Source organism: Sorangiineae bacterium MSr12523, from assembly GCA_037157775.1.
Lineage (GTDB): Bacteria > Myxococcota_A > Polyangia > Polyangiales > Polyangiaceae > Pendulispora > Pendulispora brunnea.
Genome location: CP089982.1, coordinates 8,572,523 through 8,589,666 on the forward strand (window position 1 = coordinate 8,572,523; position 17,144 = coordinate 8,589,666).

15 protein-coding genes are annotated in these 17,144 nt (G+C 64.5%); 8 read left to right on the forward strand and 7 right to left on the reverse strand.

Annotated elements, in window-relative coordinates:
• The first annotated feature begins 5 nt into the window (after positions 1–5).
• A complete protein-coding gene (locus LZC95_33610; GenBank protein ID WXA91381.1) occupies positions 6–1,163 on the forward strand; it encodes an acyl-CoA dehydrogenase family protein in 1,158 nt (385 codons plus the stop codon).
• Complete coding sequence (locus LZC95_33615) at positions 1,160–3,259, forward strand: FkbM family methyltransferase (protein ID WXA91382.1); 2,100 nt, start codon at positions 1,160–1,162, stop codon at positions 3,257–3,259. Before LZC95_33610 ends, LZC95_33615 begins: the two co-directional genes overlap by 4 nt.
• On the opposite strand, the gene LZC95_33620 is transcribed toward LZC95_33615, so the two are convergent.
• Positions 3,202–4,050 (reverse strand): phosphodiester glycosidase family protein, encoded by an 849-nt coding sequence (locus tag LZC95_33620; protein WXA91383.1) that lies wholly within the window; start codon positions 4,048–4,050, stop codon positions 3,202–3,204. The two genes, LZC95_33615 and LZC95_33620, sit on opposite strands and share 58 nt — an antisense overlap.
• 948 nt (positions 4,051–4,998) lie before the next feature.
• Between LZC95_33620 and LZC95_33625 the strand changes: the two genes are divergently transcribed.
• Entirely contained in the window at positions 4,999–5,547 is a 549-nt protein-coding gene (locus tag LZC95_33625) for a hypothetical protein (GenBank protein ID WXA91384.1), read from the forward strand.
• Between the two features lie 3 nt (positions 5,548–5,550).
• Here the strand turns inward: LZC95_33625 and LZC95_33630 are convergent, their stop codons facing one another.
• Complete coding sequence (locus LZC95_33630; protein WXA91385.1) at positions 5,551–6,345, reverse strand: thioredoxin family protein; 795 nt, start codon at positions 6,343–6,345, stop codon at positions 5,551–5,553.
• 229 nt (positions 6,346–6,574) lie between these two features.
• On the opposite strand from LZC95_33630, the gene LZC95_33635 reads away from it, so the two are divergent.
• From LZC95_33635 to LZC95_33645, 3 genes are all read left to right on the forward strand, one after another.
• Positions 6,575–7,438: a hypothetical protein gene (locus LZC95_33635; protein WXA91386.1), complete on the forward strand. Its 864-nt coding sequence runs from the start codon at positions 6,575–6,577 to the stop codon at positions 7,436–7,438.
• A gap of 108 nt (positions 7,439–7,546) precedes the next feature.
• Positions 7,547–7,936 carry a MarR family transcriptional regulator gene (locus tag LZC95_33640; protein WXA91387.1) on the forward strand — a complete coding sequence of 130 codons (390 nt, stop codon included), beginning with the start codon at positions 7,547–7,549 and terminating at the stop codon, positions 7,934–7,936.
• Positions 7,933–8,703: an enoyl-CoA hydratase-related protein gene (locus LZC95_33645; protein ID WXA91388.1), complete on the forward strand. Its 771-nt coding sequence runs from the start codon at positions 7,933–7,935 to the stop codon at positions 8,701–8,703. Before LZC95_33640 ends, LZC95_33645 begins: the two co-directional genes overlap by 4 nt.
• Here the strand turns inward: LZC95_33645 and LZC95_33650 are convergent.
• From LZC95_33650 to LZC95_33665, 4 genes are all read right to left on the reverse strand, one after another.
• Complete coding sequence (locus LZC95_33650) at positions 8,700–9,857, reverse strand: phytanoyl-CoA dioxygenase family protein (GenBank protein ID WXA91389.1); 1,158 nt, start codon at positions 9,855–9,857, stop codon at positions 8,700–8,702. The two genes, LZC95_33645 and LZC95_33650, sit on opposite strands and share 4 nt — an antisense overlap.
• Positions 9,850–12,474 carry a protein kinase gene (locus LZC95_33655; GenBank protein WXA91390.1) on the reverse strand — a complete coding sequence of 875 codons (2,625 nt, stop codon included), beginning with the start codon at positions 12,472–12,474 and terminating at the stop codon, positions 9,850–9,852. Before LZC95_33655 ends, LZC95_33650 begins: the two co-directional genes overlap by 8 nt.
• Before the next feature lie 121 nt (positions 12,475–12,595).
• A complete protein-coding gene (locus LZC95_33660; protein WXA91391.1) occupies positions 12,596–12,838 on the reverse strand; it encodes a hypothetical protein in 243 nt (80 codons plus the stop codon).
• Complete coding sequence (locus tag LZC95_33665) at positions 12,835–13,557, reverse strand: DUF899 domain-containing protein (protein ID WXA91392.1); 723 nt, start codon at positions 13,555–13,557, stop codon at positions 12,835–12,837. The genes LZC95_33660 and LZC95_33665 overlap by 4 nt, the downstream gene beginning before the upstream one ends.
• Positions 13,558–13,615: 58 nt before the next feature.
• Here LZC95_33665 and LZC95_33670 point away from each other — a divergent pair, with 58 nt between their 5' ends.
• Together LZC95_33670 and LZC95_33675 are read left to right on the forward strand one after the other, a co-directional pair.
• Positions 13,616–14,848, forward strand: a complete 1,233-nt coding sequence (locus LZC95_33670) for a helix-turn-helix domain-containing protein (protein WXA91393.1) — start codon at positions 13,616–13,618, stop codon at positions 14,846–14,848.
• A 10-nt stretch (positions 14,849–14,858) separates the two neighbouring features.
• Entirely contained in the window at positions 14,859–15,500 is a 642-nt protein-coding gene (locus LZC95_33675; protein ID WXA91394.1) for a PQQ-binding-like beta-propeller repeat protein, read from the forward strand.
• Here the strand turns inward: LZC95_33675 and LZC95_33680 are convergent.
• Entirely contained in the window at positions 15,475–17,094 is a 1,620-nt protein-coding gene (locus tag LZC95_33680; protein ID WXA91395.1) for an inorganic phosphate transporter, read from the reverse strand. The two genes, LZC95_33675 and LZC95_33680, sit on opposite strands and share 26 nt — an antisense overlap.
• Between the last annotated feature and the right edge of the window lie 50 nt (positions 17,095–17,144).

Sequence of the window (17,144 nt, forward strand, 5' to 3'; positions counted from 1 at the left end):
ATTCTATGGTTCCGGACTTTTTTCACATTGATGATCTTCTCACCGAGGAGGAGCGCGCCGTCAGGTTGCGGGTGCGGGCGTTTTGCGACCGGGAGGTTTTGCCGGTGGCGGGGCAGTATTGGGAGCGCGCGGAGATGCCCGTGGAGCTCCTGGCGAAGCTCGCGGACTTGAAGCTCGCGGGCGGCAGCATCAAAGGATACGGGTGCCCTGGCCTCAGTCCCACGGCGGTGGGGCTCGCGGCCGCGGAGCTTACGCGTGGCGATGGCAGCTTGAATACGATTTTCGGCGTGCACTCGTGGTTGGCCATGGCCACCATCGACCGATGCGGCTCGGAAGCGCAAAAAGACCGCTGGCTGCCGGCCATGGCCCGGCTCGAGAAAATAGGCGCATTTGCCATGACGGAGCCCGAGCATGGCTCCGACGTCGTTCTCTTCGAGACGAGCGCTCGCCGCGACGGCGAGGACTGGGTACTCCACGGCGCGAAGAAATGGATTGGCAACGCCTCCATCGCCGACGTGGTCATCGTGTGGGCGCGCCTGAATGCCAATCAGGTGGGCGCGTTCCTCGTCGAAAAGGGCACCCCCGGGTTTCATACGAAGGTCATCACCGGAAAGGTCTCCCAAAGGGCCGTGCTCCAGGCCGAAATCACGCTCGACAACGTGCGCGTTCCGGGAAGCCATCGCCTCGCCCACGCCAACACGTTCAATGATTTTACGCACATTCTGACCAACTCACGCTGCCTGGTCGCCTGGATTGCGCTAGGCCATGCCATGGCCTGCTACGAGCATGCGCTGGCCTATGCACAGAAGCGCGTTCAATTCCGAAAGAGCATTGCGCACTTCCAATTGGTGCAGCAAAAGCTCGCGCGGATGCTGGCCGAGGTCACCAGTATGCAACTGCTCTGTCTTCGTATGAGTCAATTGATGGACTCGCCCCGAATGACCGCGGGCATCGCAGCCATGGCCAAGATGCAGGCGTGCTTGAAGGCGCGGCAGGTTGTGGCCGACGCGCGCGATTTGCTCGGCGGCAATGGCATTTTGCTCGATTACCACGTGGCCAAGCACCAGGCGGATATGGAAGGCATCTTCACCCTCGAAGGAACGGACCATATGCAATCGCTGATCGTTGGCCGAGAAATAACCGGGGTTCAGGCGTTTCTATGAGCTCGCGCATCGCATTCCTCTTTCCCGGGCTCGGCGAGCAGTACGTCCACATGGCCGCGGAGCTTTATCAGACGGAACCCGTATTTCGCGGGCAGGTCGACATCTGCTGCGACATCGTCAAGCCGCTTTTGGACATGGATTTGCGCACGGTGCTCTATCCGCCCCGGCGCGAGCCACCGCCCGCGTCGCCCAAGCTGGATCTGCGCGCCATGCTTCGCCGCGGACCATCCACCAACGTTGCGCTGGATCGAACCGATGTGGCGCAGCCGGCCACTTTCGTGATCGAGTATGCGCTGGCGCAACTTTGGATTTCGTGGGGCATTCAGGCGGACGCCATGCTGGGGTACAGCATTGGCGAATACGTCGCAGCATGCTTGGCCGAGGTCCTCTCGCTTCCCGAGGCGCTGCGGCTCGTGACCCGGCGCGCGCAACTCATTCAACGGCTTCCCGAGGGTGCGATGCTCGCGGTGCCGCACTCCGAGCGCGAGATCGAGCCGTTGTTGGGCGAGCACCTCTCCCTGGCCGCGGTCAATGGCGAGTCATTGTGCGTCCTCGCGGGAACGACGCACGCCATCGAGGCCGCGCAGGCGCGCCTGAACGGCAGCCAGCAGCCGGCCGTGCGCATTTCCACGACGCATGCGTTTCACTCGCGAATGATGGATCCTGCGGCGGACGAATTCCGTAAGCTGCTCGAAGGCTGCTCGCTCCGTGCCCCGCGCATTCCGTACATTTCGAATGTCACGGGTACGTGGGTCACCGCTGCCCAAGCAACGAACCCCGCGTATTGGGTCGAGCACCTCTGCAAGCCCGTCCGATTTGCCGCCGGCCTCGAGGTGCTTCGGCATGCCCCCGGGCGCGTCTTTCTGGAAGTGGGCCCGGGGCGCGCGCTGAGTAGCCTGGCCATGCAACATGGCCCGGCGTTTCCATCGCTGCGGGCTTCGTACGAGGGCATCTCCGACAAGGAGCTGCTGAAAACGACATTGGAACGACTCCGTTCCATGGACCGGCCGCAACCTTCGGACCATGCTCCCGCACGGGACGAACTGGAGCAGCGCCTCGTTGACGCGTGGCAAGAGGTGCTCAAGGCGGAGCGCGTCGGCATTCACGACAATTTTTTCGAGTTGGGCGGGCACTCGCTGTTGGCCATTTCCATTCTGCAGCGACTGGAGAAGGCGTGGGGGATTCAGGCTAGCTTGGGCCTCTTTTTCGAGCACCCCACGATTGCGCAGTTTGCCAAAGCCTTGAATTCAGGGCTCCCGCCAGACGCGCAGAGTGGGCACTCTTTGCCGTATCGCTTGCCGAACGGGCTCGAGATCGTTCACCAAAACAAGGCGGAAACGGACCACTTCTACGAGGATATCTTCGAACATCGTACCTACGTCCGTCATATTGGCGATCTGCCGGAGAACGCGTGCGTGTTCGACGTGGGGGCGAACATCGGCCTATTTTCCCTCTTCGTTCATGGCCTCCGTCGAAATGCGACGGTGTATGCCTTCGAGCCGTCGGCGCCCACGTTCGATATTTTGCGCCGCAACCTCACCAGGCACGGCGTCCGCGCCCGATTGTTCGATATGGGATTGTCCGATACGGAACGGACGGCCGACTTCACCTTTTATCCGCATTCCTCGGGCATGTCGTCCGTCTACGGCGACGCGAACGAGGAGAAGGCTGTTCTGCGTGCCATTCTGCAAAACCAGATGGATCACGACGCCGCGGGTATGAACGACGTCATGGCGCACACGGAAGATCTCCTCACGCAGCGCGTGAAGGGTCAACGTCTCACCTGCCGGCTGCGCACGCTGTCGAGCATCGTGCGCGACGAAGGCATCGAGCGCATCGATCTTCTGAAAATCGATGTCCAAAAAAGCGAGCTCGATGTCCTCATGGGCATCGAGCCCGCCGATTGGCCCAAGATTCGCGCGCTCGCCATCGAGGTGCACGACATCGATGGCCGTGTGCAGCACATCGAGCAGCTGTTAATTCGTCACGGCTACGACGTGACGACCGTGCAGGACGAGCTCTATCGAGGCTCGGGCATCTATCTGCTGTACGCGCAATGTGCTGCAGGTGCGTCGTCGACGAAGACGCCCCAGTGATTGGCCACCGCGCGAGAGCGGCCGTCGGAGGGCGCGCTGATCGTGCCGCGCCCCGCGAGCCACATTTCCGAGGAGCCGCCTCCATCCAGGTTGAAAGCCTGCCATGCGCCGAGCTCCTCCATGAGCTCGGCGAGCTCGGTGCCGTACATGCCCGCAGAGACACTGGAGCGCCCATCGACCACGGCAAATACGATGATGCTGCGGTCGAACGATAAGCCCATCGCGGTGCGCGGATTGCGCGTGCGCATGTCGGCGCGATCGGGAAAACAGGTGCTCGCCGTCGGGTTGGCGCACGTGTAGCGCGTCCCTTCGGTCACCAATTCGGGAAAGCCGCTCACCAGCGCGAGGGTCCCCGGCGGTATATCGTGGGTCATCGTCCGCGGCATGAAGCCGTGCGCGAGCCCGAGTTCATCGGCATGCGCCTTGGCCTCACCGGTATGCGTAAAGTCGACCCACCCTGGCCCCACGGCAATCCATCCAAAGTGGTCGTAATACCATTCACCGGACACGTCCGGGTCGATTCCCATCTTCTCGATGGGCCATTCGATGCCGCCGCCCACGGCAATCCCATAAACGCGCGGCGCCGGTTTGAAAAAGTCGCCATTGAGCGCCAGCTTGGCCCCCACCCGCGTGGCCCACGATGGAACCGTACGCAGCGCCGTCGGCGTGGCCGTCGCATCGAGACGAATCCCGCTCGCGCACAGCGACACGATGCTCGCGTGAAACGCACTCGCAGGCGCACGAGTCTTCCCTTCAACGAGCAACACGCCCGGAAAGGGCCGGCTCGTCATTTGGCTTTCAATAATCCCGGCCTCCGCGTCCCGCGCAACAGACGTCACGAGACCCAGCGAAGCGAGGAGTGCAGCAGCTAAAACCCCTGGACGCGTGGAAGTTCGAAACATGGTGAGAGCATGCTCGCACGCTTTCTCGCCAATACAGAGCCACCGCCACATTGGCGGCACGATGTCCCCCGGGAGCCGATGGCGCACCGCGCACTAGCCACTCGTTCTTCCGCCGTACGCGTGTGCAAACGAGGAAGAAGGAGCGAGAAAACCGCCAAGGCGCCAAGAATGCCAAGATGGATTGATGTGCTGAAGCACCCACACGCCGCCCCAATCTTGGCGCCTTGGCGGTTCCCTCTCACTTCCCCAGTTCGAGCGCCCGGCCGGCGACGAGGTCGAGGGGGGTGCGATGGATTCGCGATTCGCGAATGCCGGCCGTCGGGCCACCGTGCGACGGGCTAATCAGCGAGCACGATCCTCGAACAGAGGTGGAAAACCGCCAAGTCGCCAAGGTCGCCAAGTTCCACTGATGTGCTGAAGCGCCACACTCCCTCACAATCCTTGGCGTCCTTGGCGTCTTGGCGGTTCCCTCTTCCCCAGTTCGAGCGCCCGGCCGACGGCGAGGGCGAGGGGGGATCCGATGGATTCGCTATTCGCGATTCGCGAATAGCGAATGCCGGACATCGGGCCACCGTGGAACGGTCTAATCAGTGAGCACGACCCTCGAACAGAATTGGAAAACCGCCAAGTCGCCAAGGTCGCCAAATTTCATTGACATGCTGAAGCACCGCACGGCCTCCCAACTCTTGGCGGCTTGGCGGTTCCCTCTCCTCGGTCCGCGACAATGCTGACATACCCCTGTCAGGGGGTACTGCTTTCATCGGCATCCATCGATCCCAAGCAGGTTTCCTCGGAGCGTGCCACGGCGCAAGCCTGGTCACGAGAAAAGTGACATCGATGGCACTGCACATGCTTGCCCCGCATCGCCTGGGTCTCCTCTTGGTGGCGGCGGCGGCCGTCCTGTGGAGCACCGCGGGCTATTTTACGCGGGCCGTGCCGCTCGATATTGCCGCATTGCTGTTCTGGCGCGGCCTATTCGGTGCGATGACCAGTTTCGTCTTCATCTTGGCGAAGGAACGGCGCGACACCTTGCGCGCCTTTGCCGCGATGGGGCGCATTGGGCTCTTATTCTGCTTACTCTCTAGCTGTGGCATGGCCTGCTTCGTGGCCTCGCTCACGCTAAGTGGTGAGCCTGCCCTTTGTCTCCGGCTGGCCGGCGAACGGACAGGACGTGGCGACGCTCATTGCTTTCGGCGTCTCCAAGCCGCGCAGACGGCACTGATCGGAGCCCTCGAAACGGCGCTCGCTCCTCTCTGGGTTTGGCTCGCGTTTGGCGAGACGCCGCAGGGCGCTACGATGCTCGGCGGCGTCTTGGTGTTGTGCGCTGTCATCGGCAGCGTCGTGTGGGAGCGTCGTGGGCGCGAGGCATGTCTCGAGGTGACGTGAACGTCATGCTTTCGTGCTCGCGGACTCCTTTCGGAACGCGGCCTCGCCGGCGGACGAGATTTCGACCCATTTCTTGTCGGGCGGTGCGTCGGCGACGTAGCTGTCGTGCCAGTTCCACCATTTGTACGTGGGCGTCTGAGGATAGCCCTCGGGCGAATCCTCCCAGACCTCCTGCCGGCCCAGCGGCGTGATATCGAGGTAGTTCCAGGTGCCTCCCATCTGCTCGTCGCCGCGGTTGTTGATGAAATAGGTGCGGAATATGCGGTCGCCGTCGCGGAAGAACACGTTGGTGCCGTGCCACTCGTCTACGCCGAAGTCGGCATCGAAGGTGTCCGTAATGGTGAACCACGGGATCTTCCACTCCATCCGCGCCTTCACCCGGGCGATGTCCGCCTGGGGTGCACGCGAAACGAAGACGAGCGTCGTGTCCCGCGCATTCAGATGGGCGACGTGGGCGACCTGATCGGCCACCATCGAGCAGCCGCGGCAAGCGTGTTCGGGCCAGCCGAAAACGCCCGGCTCGAGAAATGCGCGGTACACGATGAGCTGCCGCCGGCCCTCGAACAGGTCGAGCAGGCTCGCCTTGCCCCCAGGCCCATCGAAGGCGTACGCCTTTTCCACGAGCATCCACGGCATTCGCCGGCGCTCGGCGGCCAGGGCATCACGGGCACGGGTGTGAGCCTTTTCCTTCACGAGGAGCTGTTTGCGAGCCTCCTCCCACGCTTGCGGCGACACGACCGGGGGTGTCTTCATGGCGGGCTGTTCGCCTTTTCGTCCGCTCTTGTCTGAAGTCGTCATGGCTTGAAAACCTCCTTGATGGAGCGCATTGCTGCGCCTCGAGGGCTGAAGCGCGATGGCCATTGCTGCTCATCGCTCGTGGTGGGGCGTGAGATAGTCTTGGCACCGAAACTCGACGGGCGGGAGTAACACCTGTGACGGGATCCGCACCAACCAGGCTCCGCGTCCGAGTCGCGCTCTCGAGCGAGTCTGGACTTGCAGAGCCATTCGTGTACGAAGGATCGTCGCCATGCGTGCATCCTTCGACCGAATTGCCCGTCACACCCGCACGTCCGAGGCGCCGCCCGAAACGGAGACCGAGCGTTTCTGGTACGGCGTCGCGCAGCCGTTCCTGGGCATGCGGGTGCTCTGGGAGCAGCCATTGCTGCGCAAGCGCGCGATCGCGCCGGCGCTGTTGGTGCTCGCGGCGGCCGCCGTCATGGTGATGCTCAAAAGGGACCCGACCCCGCAGCATCTGATCTTTCGCTACTACGCAACCATCGTCGGATTGGCGTCGCTTCCCTCGGTGCTGTTCGCCAACACCTACGAGCGCCTGGCGGCCGACACCATGAGCGTGTTTGGCTTCGGCGAGGGGGAGCCTCTCCTATCGCGCCTCCATTCGCGCATCGTTCGGATGGTCCAAGCGGCCATCCTGGTGGCCCTCGGGGCCGCACCGTTCCTGTTCGTCTTGCGCCAGGTGCCTCTCACCGGGGACGTCTTTGCCTTCATCGCCTCGGGCGCGTGGAGCGTGCACTGGATTGTCGTCGAGGCCTTCGACGGCGCACGTGTCGTCGACCCGACCGAAGGCGAGACGCGCCTGCCCTGGTTTGCCGCTTGGACCGCATTCCCTATTTGGGAATCGACGCCTGCGTTGCTCCGCCGCATCGTGCACAAGTTCGGCAAGGTTCTCACACGCCTGTCGAAGCCGTGGGGCGAGGAAATCGCGCTCGTCGCTCGTCACCCGGGGCTTGCCGTAGGCTTCGGCCTTGCAACCGCCGCACTCCTGGCGGTGCCCATTGCGAATCTCTTTTTGCGCCCCGCCGTCCTCGTGGGAGCGGTGCACGTGCGCGGACGCCTGGCGAGCGCGTCGGGGGCTTTGCAGCGCCAAAAATAGTACGCATGCGCACTATTTATTGCGCATGTGAACCATTTCTGTCAGTGTCTTCATGTGGCGCTGGACCGGAGGCTCTTTTTTCTTCTGCCGCGAGCGGCCCGTGTGGTCATGGCGCGCGCCAATGAGGCGACGATTCGCGAGCTCGGGGTGTCGTCGTCCCAATTGGCGACATTGGCCTATTTGGCCAAAAAACCGGGGGCCACGATGACGGATGTGGCCCATTTGTTCGATTTGAACAAATCGGGGGTCAGCGGCATGGTGGCGCGGCTCGAACGGGCGGGGCTCGTGAAGCGGGAGCCGAGTCCGCGCGATGGGCGGGCCACGCTATTGTCGCTGACGCCAAAGGGCGAGTCGGTGCGGGCGGAAGCCATGCCGCTCATCCGGCGCGCCACCGCGGAGATGACCGAGGGCTTCACCCCGGAAGAAGTGGACGTCGTTTACCGATTCTTGAATGCCATCATCGACAAATGCGCCGATGCCAAGGAGGAAGAACCATGAGCGATATCATCGTGACGCAGACTTCGAATCTTCTCGAGCTGACGCTCAATCGTCCCAAAAAGAAAAATGCCCTGAGCTTTGCCATGTACGAAGCCCTGGCGGAGGCACTGCAAGCGGCGCAGAAGAACCCCGACGTACGCGTGGTGCTCTTGTCGGCGTCGGGTGATTCGTTTTGCTCCGGCAACGACATTCATGACTTCCTCTCCGGCACCGGCCTCGACCCGACGTCTGCGCCGCCGATTCGCTTCATCGAGGCCCTCGTCGCACTCGACAAGCCGCTGCTCGCGGCGGTGCAAGGGTCGGCCGTGGGCATTGGCACGACTATGCTCCTGCACGCCGATCTCGTCTATGCGCACGAAAGCGCGCGCTTCTCCGTGCCCTTCGTCGGCCTTGGCCTCGTGCCCGAGGCGGCGTCGAGCCTTCTGCTCCCGCGCCGCGTGGGCCAGGCCGCCGCGAACGATCTCCTGCTCCGTGGTGCGGTCATCGATGCGCAGCGGGCCGCCGCCATCGGCCTGGTGAACGAAGTCGTGGGCGCCCCCGACGACCTTCTCGCCGTGGCGCGTGAGCGCGCCCAGGAGATCGCGGCCAAACCGCCGCGCGCCGTGCGGCTCACCAAGGCGCTCACACGCAGCCCGCAAGCCGAAGTCCTCGCCCGCGTTCACGAGGAGGCAAAGCACTTCGCCGACCGCGTCACCTCCGACGAAGCGCGCGAAGCCTTCACCGCCTTCATCGAGCGGCGCCCGGCCAACTTCGCGAATTTCTCTTAAGGCTCCGTGCGCTCCCGGGCCGCCTCGAGCTCGCTGCGCAGTCGCGCCGGCGTCCACCCATCCTCGAGGGCTCGTGAGACCAACTCGGCCTGCGACGCGGGCGCAAGCCCCCCAATCGGCGGATCGCGATCCAGATTGGTGGGAAAAGGATAGCCCTCCGCCGCGGCCGCGATGACATTGGGCAGTGCACCGTCCCCCTTGCGCTGCAAAAGCACGGGATAGAGCGCATTCACCATGCGCTCCCGATTCACGCTCTCCATGGCGCGCCCGAAGGCCGACGAGATCTGCAGCAGGTTCGCCATGCGCCGAGTATCCGCCGTGCGATTGTGCCCTGCCGCGTGGAACAAGGCCGGATTGAAGAACACCGCATCCCCCTTTTCCAAAGGCCATTGAGCCTTGTGCTCATCGAAGTAAGCCCGAAACTCCGGCCGGCGCCATGCGAGATACCCCAACTCGTATCTCTGCGAATAAGGCAAATACAGCGTGGGCCCGCTCTCCAACGGCATAGGTCCATGGGCCACCGCTCCCTGCAGCGTCAGCACGGGGGAGAGGCGGTGCACGTGCGGGGGGCATCGCGCGGTAAAATCATCCGATTGAAAACCGAGATGGTAATCCCGATGGGGAAGCTGCGCTTGCCCGCCGGGATTGACCACGTTGACCTGCGACGTTACCTGGTAATTCGGCCCTAGCCACGCCAGCGATACGAGCGCCAACATGTCGTTCGCATAATAGTCGGCGAAAACCTCGGGGGCCGACACCGCCAGCTTTTCCAGCGCATTCCAAACGCGATCGTTTTCCCCAGGCTTGGCGAAGTGATCGCCCGAGGCCGCGCCGCGGGCGCGTTGCTCGGCAATCATCGCGAAGAAGGACTCCGTGGCCCGGTCGACAACCGGCCCATGAAATGCGCCACGCAACAGAATGAGCCCTGGCCCGTCGCTCAACGCGGAAACCCATTCGCGCGCCACGCCTTCGCGTCCTGCAGCCGTTTCCAAGACGCCACGTAACCGCGGGCAGTCGTACACGATGCCCTTCTGCGCGAAACCATCCGCGTGCGGGTAATCGCGCGGATCCGGCGTTTGCTCGACCAGCGCGCGAAACTCGTCCAACTTGCATGCATCGTCGGAAAACCAGCGAATGTCGGAGCGATCAGCCATCCTTGCAGCCTAATGCCACATGGCGCTTTTTCGCTTCGCTCGCCGTCACCGATCGCGGACTCGTGCCCCACCGCGTGAGCACGACGCGGTATGCAGCACACGCGCCCGCCGCATCGCCGGATTGCTCCTTCGCCTGCCCCAGCCAAAGGTGCGAGAGGGTCGTCGTGAACGGGCGCTCCAGGCAGTCACAGCTTCGCGTCGCCGACTCGAGCAGACGGATCGCCTCCGCGGATTGCCCCGCCATGAGCGCGAGGCGGCCTTCGTACATCTCGGCAAGTTGACCTCCGTCCGCCGACGAAGGCGCCACTTCCGCGGGACGGCGGCTCCAAGCATCGAGCGCCACCTCGCGCGTCTCGCTCGCTGGCCCCCAATGCAGCGCCCACGCCTCGCGCGCGGTCATCGTCGCACGCGCCCGCGATTCCCAGCGGTCTGCCGCGAACCCCCACTGCTCGCGCGAAATCTTGCCGTGCTGCAGGAGCATCGCCAAGAGAACCGGCTCGTACGGCCCCGCGCCCGCACCGCCCTCGACCCACGCGTCCTTGCGCCGCACGAATTGATCCACGAGAGCGGCCGCCTGCGCCCCCTTGCCCGTCTCGTTCATGAGGTTCACCAAGGTGAGTGACGCGTGCAGCTGCTCGTAGGCCATGGGCGAATTTTTCAGTTGCCCAAGCAACTTCCCGGTGAGCTCCTCCGCGCGGCCGAAGTCCCCCGTCAGGGACGCCAGGAGCGCGCGGTAATACGTGTATCCTGCATCGCGGCGGTCCTCGGGGCCATTGGCTCGAAATTGCTCGAGCGCCATGTTCACCGATTCCGCAGAAGCGCCGTCTGCCGCCAGCGCATTCGCCAGCTCCAAATACGCCGCGGCGCTCGTGGGCACGTTGGCCAGCCAGCGTCGCGTGGTGGCGACCGCCTCGGTGCACTGGCCCGTTGCGCGCTGCCGCCGGCTCCGATGCGCGAGGCACGCGGCCGATCCCGGCGCATGGTCCAGGCATCGCTCGATGGCCGCCGCGGCCTCGTCGAACTGCCCCATCGCTTCCAGCGCCCGAGCCTGCAGCTCCCAACCGCCCGCGTACGCCTCATCACTTTGCACGGCGCGCCGCCCGAGCTCGAGAGCCCGTTCGAGGCTCGGGCGATCGCTCGAGGCGAGCAGCGCACCGCCCGCGAGCTCGAGCAGCTGCGCATCCAGCGGAAAACGCGCCACTGCATCATCGAACCGGCGCGCCGCCTCCGCGCGATCCGCCGGCTCCGTGGCCACCAGCGGCCCCAACGCATCGAGCAGCGCACGATCGCGCGGCCCCAATCCATCGCGCAGCGACACGGCACGGTGGTACTGCTCGCGCTCCAGGCCAATCGAATACCCCAAATTGTGCCACGTCACCGCGAGCTGGAGCTCGACCTCCGGGCACGCCGGATCGATCGCGTTGGCCTTTTGAAACGCGCGAAACGCAAGCTCCGACGTGGCCTCCCGCGCTGCACGCAGGCCCTCGCGAAACGGCGCCTCGACCTCCCGACGGCACGAGGACGAAAGCGGCAATGCCGCCAGGGTCACCGGCGCCGCGGAAGCCGAGGCCGGCGTGCCCGACGCGACAGGGGCCGCCGGCGCCTCGCGGGGATGCACCATCGCGCGCGAAACGACCATCGAGGCCACGATTGCCATCACGAGACCGGCCACCCACGCCGGCCGAGGAATGGCACGCGCACGCGCGCGCAGCGAGAGCTCCCCGGGCGAGTCGTCCATCGCCGACACGAGCGCCGCCATCGAGGGGTGCCGCTCGTCGGCGTTCTTCGCCAGCGCACGCTGAATGGTGCGGGCCACCGGCGAAGGAACACCCGTGAGCAACGGCGGATCCATCGCCAGGGCCGCGGCCATGATGCTGACCGCACGCGGCCCCGTCACCCATGGAAGCTTGCCGCCCAGCAACTCGTACGCGGTGACGCCCCACGCGAATTGATCGGCGCGGGCATCCACGATCTCTCCGCGAATCTGCTCGGGCGCCATGTACCCGGGTGTGCCGGCCAGACGAGACGACGTTTCGGACACGTCCGCAACATCGAAGGACTCGAGATCGCCTTCCGGCGGATTCGTGCGGTGGTGCGCAATCCCGAAATCGAGCACCTTCACGACGCCGTCGTCGCCAATCATGATATTTTCAGGCTTGATATCCCGATGGACCAGCCCCTTCTCGTGGGCCGCCTCCAGCGCGCGCGCCACGTCGGTCATCCATCGAATGCGCGTTTCGATGGGCGGCTCCGGCGCGCCAATGAGGTCGCGCAGCACTTTGCCCTGCACGTACTCCATCGCAATGAATGGAATGCAGTCGCGCTCCCCCACGTCGTGGATGGCGACGACATTCGGATGGCTCAGCGCCGCGGCGGCACGTGCCTCCCGGAGAATCCGCTCCGCCGGCTCGGATGCATACCGGTCGCGGCGCAGCATCTTGAGAGCCACGCGCCGTTGCAAACGCACATCGAAGGCACGGAACAGCTCCCCCATTCCCCCGGTGGCAATGCGCAATTCGAGCCGGTAGCGCTCTGCGAAGAGCATCCCCATTCGGACGGACGCAACGGCATCTTGCGTCTCGGGCGCCTCGCGGCTTTGGGGTGCTTCGTCGCGCATCGGGCCGGGTCCAAAAGATGAAGCGTACCGATCGCTCTACCATTCGGCAAGACGCACACGGCTCCGCCACAATCGTGCAGTGCAACCTGGAGTTGCTCGAGGAGCGGAATGGCTGCTCCGTTCAAGGTTGGCGCGCGCGAGCCAATTTGGCGCGATAGATACCAAACATCGCCACACTCGCCACGAGAAAGGCAATTCCCATGGGCAGAAGAAGCGGTGCGATCGAGCGCGCCGCCGTGCTGCCAAACCCCAAAAAGGCCAGATAGCCCGCCAGGCAAAGCGGGCACTTCGGCGCAATCATGGCAAGGAGGCCCGTCGCGAACGCCGCACGCGATCCGGCCTTGCAAGCGCACTTGGCATTCATCGCTCGTACCGATCCCGATAGCGCAGCCACGACATGGCGCCGTCCGTTTCCTCGTCACGACCTTTGGGGACGAGGTCCAAATAGTGGTAGGCGGTATTCATCATATCGATTCCGCGTGAATACGTGGAATACGTGTGAAAGACGGCATCTGTCGCGTCTGTCGCGTCCTTGTAGAAGACGCTGATCCCCGGCATATCGACGCCGTACGCGCGATGGGTGTCGTTGTAATTGTACTTGAAGTGGCCTCTTGCCACGTCCTCGGGGGAGAACGAAACGGCATAATCTTGGTTGAAGGTGTTGCCTCCGGAGGAAACCCACTCGAAGCTCCACCCGAGCTGATTTCGGAAGGCGAGGAGCTTGGCCAGCGGTGCTCGCGAGATGGCCACGAAGCGGACGTCGCGGTGCTCCAGGTGCGTGACGATGCCGTTGAAGTTGTCCGCCCAGAAGGAGCAGTTCGGGCACCCTCGTTCGGCCTCCGGCCGGAACATGAAATGGTAGACCACGAGCTGGCTCTTTCCCCCGAAGAGATCGGCCAGCGTCTCCGGCCCGTCGGGACCCTCGAAGACGTAGTTGGTCTCCACACGCTCCCAGGGAAGCTGCCGCCGCGTTGCACTCAGCTCGTCGCGCAGCCGCGTGAACTCCTTTTCCTTCGCCAAAAGCGCTTTGCGCGCCTTCTGCCATTCATCTCGCGATACGATTTCGTGTTGGTCGATGTCCATGCGAAAGGCTTAGCGTCGTGAGCTCGAAGGAGGGAGTTACAAGGGTGGCGGGATTCCGATGGACTCGTTGATCACGGCGGCGGCGCTGGCGCTTTCGGCGGGCGATGCGCTCGGTGCATTGCAGCGCGTCGCCCTGCGGGACGATCCGCCCGCCCTGGCGCTGCGGGGCATTGCGATGGCGCAACTCGGCGAGCTCGCGCGCGCCAAGGAGCTCTTGCGCAAAGCGGCCCGCGGCTTCGGCCCGCGGGAGGCCGTGGCGCGGGCGCGCTGCGTGGTCGCCGAGGCTGAAATTGCGCTCGCCTCGCGCGATCTCGTGCGCTCGCCGGCCACATTGCGCGAGGCACGGGCCACCTTGGAAGCACACGGAGACCGCATCAACGCCGCGCATGCGCGGCAGCTCGAGGTGCGTTGGCTCCTGCTCACCGGGCACGTGGACGAGGCCGCGCGCGCTCTCGAAGCCATCGCGCCACCGGGCTTGCCCCCTGCGATGGGCGCCGTTCACGAGCTCTTGGCCGCCGACATCGCCATGCGCCGCCTGCGGGCCAAGGACCTGCGCGCCGCACTCGAGCGGGCCCGAACCGCAGCGACGCGCGCGCGCATTCCGTCGCTCCTCGCGGAAACGGAAAAGGCTTTTCGCATTCTCGACCAGCCCGTGGCGCGCCTTTTCACGCGGCGCGGGCCACGCGTGGCATCGTTTGCGGAAGTGGAGGCCGTCCTCGCGTCGAAGGCACTCGTGATCGATGCGTGGCGCCATGCCGTTCGGCAAGGCCGCACGGTGGTCGAGCTCGCGCGCCGCCCGGTGCTGTTCGGCATTGCGCGCGCTTTGGCGGAGGCGTGGCCCGACGACGTGGCGCGCGAGGATCTGCTGTCGCGCGTGTTCGGAGCAAAGCGCCCCAACGAGTCGCATCGGGTGCGCCTCCGGGTCGAAATGGGCCGCTTGCGCCGCCTGCTCGCGGAGCTCGCCGAGGTTCGCGCCACGGCGCGCGGGTTCGGGCTCTCGCCGCAGCAACCGACGCGCGAGGTGGTCGTCCTGGCGCGTGATACCGATGGAGACGACACCGTCGTGCTGGCGCTGCTTTCCGATGGTGAATCGTGGTCGACCTCGTCGCTCGCGCTCGCGCTGGGAACGAGTCAGCGCACCGTGCAGCGTGCCCTGGGCACGTTGGCGGCCGCCGGAAAGGTGCAATCGCTGGGAAGCGCGCGGGCCCGCCGCTGGACGGCGTCTCCCCTCGCCGGGATTGCCGGATTCACGCCGCCCTTGTTACTCCCCGTTCGTTTGCCCATCGATTAAGACTATTCTCATGAAACGACAAACTGCAGAAATCGTCCGCGAGTATGGCCCTTTCGAGGGCTCCCCCAAAGTGCACGGCGTCACCTTCGACGGAGAACGCGTCTGGTTTGCCGCCGGCGACAAAGTGACCGCCTTCGACCCGCAAACTGGACGCGAAGAGCGGTCCATCGGCGTTCCCGGCAGCGCAGGGACCGCCTTCGATGGACGGCACCTTTATCAGATTGCCGAAGACCGCATTCACAAGATCGATCCCAAAACGGGTAACGTCCTTTCGAGCATTCCCGCCCCCGGCGGCGGTGGCGACTCGGGGCTCGCCTGGGCCGAGGGCACACTCTGGGTCGGCGAATACCGCGCGCGCAAGATCCATCGCGTCGACCCGGAGACGGGCAAAGTCCTCCGCACCATCACGTCCGATCGCTTCGTCACCGGCGTCACCTGGGTCGATCACGATTTGTGGCACGGCACCTGGGAAGGCGACGAAAGCGACATTCGCCGCATCGACCCCGAGACCGGCGAGGTGCTCGAGCGCCTCGACATGCCGCAAGGCACCGGGGTCTCGGGCCTGGAGTCCAACGGGGCCGATATGTTCTACGCCGGGGGCGGCGCCGCAGGAAAAGTGCGCGCGATCAAACGCCGCCGCCAAAATGGCTGAAGGCCCAGAACAGCGTCCCGGAGAGCGCAATCGAGATGGGCAGGGTCAGCACCCAGGCCATGAGGAGATTGCGAACCGTGGAAAGCTGCAAACCGGATTTGTTCGCGGTCATGGTGCCCGCCACGCCCGACGAAAGCACGTGGGTGGTGCTCACCGGGAGCCCGAACATGTCGGCCGCACCGATGGTGGCCATGGCCACCAATTCCGCCGACGCGCCCTGGGCATAGGTGAGATGGTCTTTGCCGATCTTCTCCCCCACTGTCACGACGATGCGCTTCCACCCGACCATGGTCCCGAGACCGAGGGCCATCGCCACCGCGACCTTGACCCAGGTTGGAATGAACTTCGTCGCATCGTCGATATGCTTCTTGTAGTTCTTTAGAACGGCGCGATCGCGCGCAGTGATTACGGGCTGCCCATTCTTCTCGAAAAGGCGCAGCGCCTCGCTCACCAGGTACATGTCATTGCGGAAGTTGCGCGTCTTGTCGGCGGGTACCTTTGCCAATTCTTGAAAGACGGCCATGTCCGACGAGATATCGCCCACCAGCTTTTGCGTCGCCGAAATGGTGGTGGGGCCGAGCTTGCGCGTGCGAATGTAACTGGCCACTTCACCGCGCGCATCGTCGACGGCGGCATCGACCGGCGCATAGTGCTGCAGGGTTTCGACGGCCTGGTGCGAGACGGCGATGAAGTCCTGCGTGTGGCTCGCGGGAATGGCATGGTTCAAGGCGTACGCGGTGGGCACCGTGCCGATGAGGATCAACATGATGAGCCCCATGCCCTTTTGCCCATCGTTCGAGCCGTGAGCGAAACTCACGCCGGTGCATGTGAAAAGGAGCAAGGCGCGGATCCAAAACGGCGGAGGCTTGGTGCCTTCGGGGGCCTCGTAGAGGCGGCGATTCTTGACGAGGACCTTCATCAGAACGAGCAGCCCGGCGGCACATGCAAAGCCGACGAGGGGCGAGATGAGCAGCGATTGCCCGATGTTCTTCGCCTGCCCCCAATCGACACCGCTGGTGCCGCTCCGATGGCCCATGAGCTGATTGGCCACGCCCACGCCGATGATCGATCCAATGAGCGTGTGCGAGCTCGACGAGGGCAGGCCGAAATACCACGTACCGAGATTCCAAAGAATGGCGGCCGCAAGAAGCGCAAACACCATGGCAAAGCCCGCGCCACTGCCGACTTGGAGAATGAGCTCGACGGGCAAGAGCGAAATGATGCCAAAGGCCACCACGCCGCTCGAGACGAGCACCCCAATGAAGTTCCAAACGCCGGACCAGATCACGGCCGCGTGCGGGGGCAAGGTATGCGTGTAGATGACCGTCGCCACCGCATTGGCGGTATCGTGAAAGCCATTCACGAATTCGAAACCGAGCGCAATCAAGAGCGCGATGCCCAGGAATACGAAGGAAACGATGGACGACGATCGTACCCCCGCGAGATCGCCGACCAGCTGCGCGAGCACGTAGGTGGCCCCGCCCACGAGGGCCACGGCAAAGCCGATGGCGCCGGCCCTGCCGGGGCCTTTCGAGACCTTCAACTTCGATTCGAGTGTCGAGTCGACGAATTCTTCCGGTGCCGAAACGGCCATGACGTGCCTCCCAATCGCGAAGGGCGGAGCATGGCGCGCATTCGCCGCAG

What these genes read in the sequence shown, in the direction of transcription:
- LZC95_33610 (WXA91381.1), top strand. Translation starts at nt 6, where the DNA reads ATGGTTCCGGACTTTTTTCACATTGATGATCTTCTCACCGAGGAGGAG.
- LZC95_33615 (WXA91382.1), top strand. Translation starts at nt 1,160, where the DNA reads ATGAGCTCGCGCATCGCATTCCTCTTTCCCGGGCTCGGCGAGCAGTAC.
- LZC95_33620 (WXA91383.1), bottom strand. Translation starts at nt 4,050, where the DNA reads ATGACGAGCCGGCCCTTTCCGGGCGTGTTGCTCGTTGAAGGGAAGACT.
- LZC95_33625 (WXA91384.1), top strand. Translation starts at nt 4,999, where the DNA reads ATGGCACTGCACATGCTTGCCCCGCATCGCCTGGGTCTCCTCTTGGTG.
- LZC95_33630 (WXA91385.1), bottom strand. Translation starts at nt 6,345, where the DNA reads ATGACGACTTCAGACAAGAGCGGACGAAAAGGCGAACAGCCCGCCATG.
- LZC95_33635 (WXA91386.1), top strand. Translation starts at nt 6,575, where the DNA reads ATGCGTGCATCCTTCGACCGAATTGCCCGTCACACCCGCACGTCCGAG.
- LZC95_33640 (WXA91387.1), top strand. Translation starts at nt 7,547, where the DNA reads ATGGCGCGCGCCAATGAGGCGACGATTCGCGAGCTCGGGGTGTCGTCG.
- LZC95_33645 (WXA91388.1), top strand. Translation starts at nt 7,933, where the DNA reads ATGAGCGATATCATCGTGACGCAGACTTCGAATCTTCTCGAGCTGACG.
- LZC95_33650 (WXA91389.1), bottom strand. Translation starts at nt 9,857, where the DNA reads ATGGCTGATCGCTCCGACATTCGCTGGTTTTCCGACGATGCATGCAAG.
- LZC95_33655 (WXA91390.1), bottom strand. Translation starts at nt 12,474, where the DNA reads ATGCGCGACGAAGCACCCCAAAGCCGCGAGGCGCCCGAGACGCAAGAT.
- LZC95_33660 (WXA91391.1), bottom strand. Translation starts at nt 12,838, where the DNA reads ATGAATGCCAAGTGCGCTTGCAAGGCCGGATCGCGTGCGGCGTTCGCG.
- LZC95_33665 (WXA91392.1), bottom strand. Translation starts at nt 13,557, where the DNA reads ATGGACATCGACCAACACGAAATCGTATCGCGAGATGAATGGCAGAAG.
- LZC95_33670 (WXA91393.1), top strand. Translation starts at nt 13,616, where the DNA reads ATGGACTCGTTGATCACGGCGGCGGCGCTGGCGCTTTCGGCGGGCGAT.
- LZC95_33675 (WXA91394.1), top strand. Translation starts at nt 14,859, where the DNA reads ATGAAACGACAAACTGCAGAAATCGTCCGCGAGTATGGCCCTTTCGAG.
- LZC95_33680 (WXA91395.1), bottom strand. Translation starts at nt 17,094, where the DNA reads ATGGCCGTTTCGGCACCGGAAGAATTCGTCGACTCGACACTCGAATCG.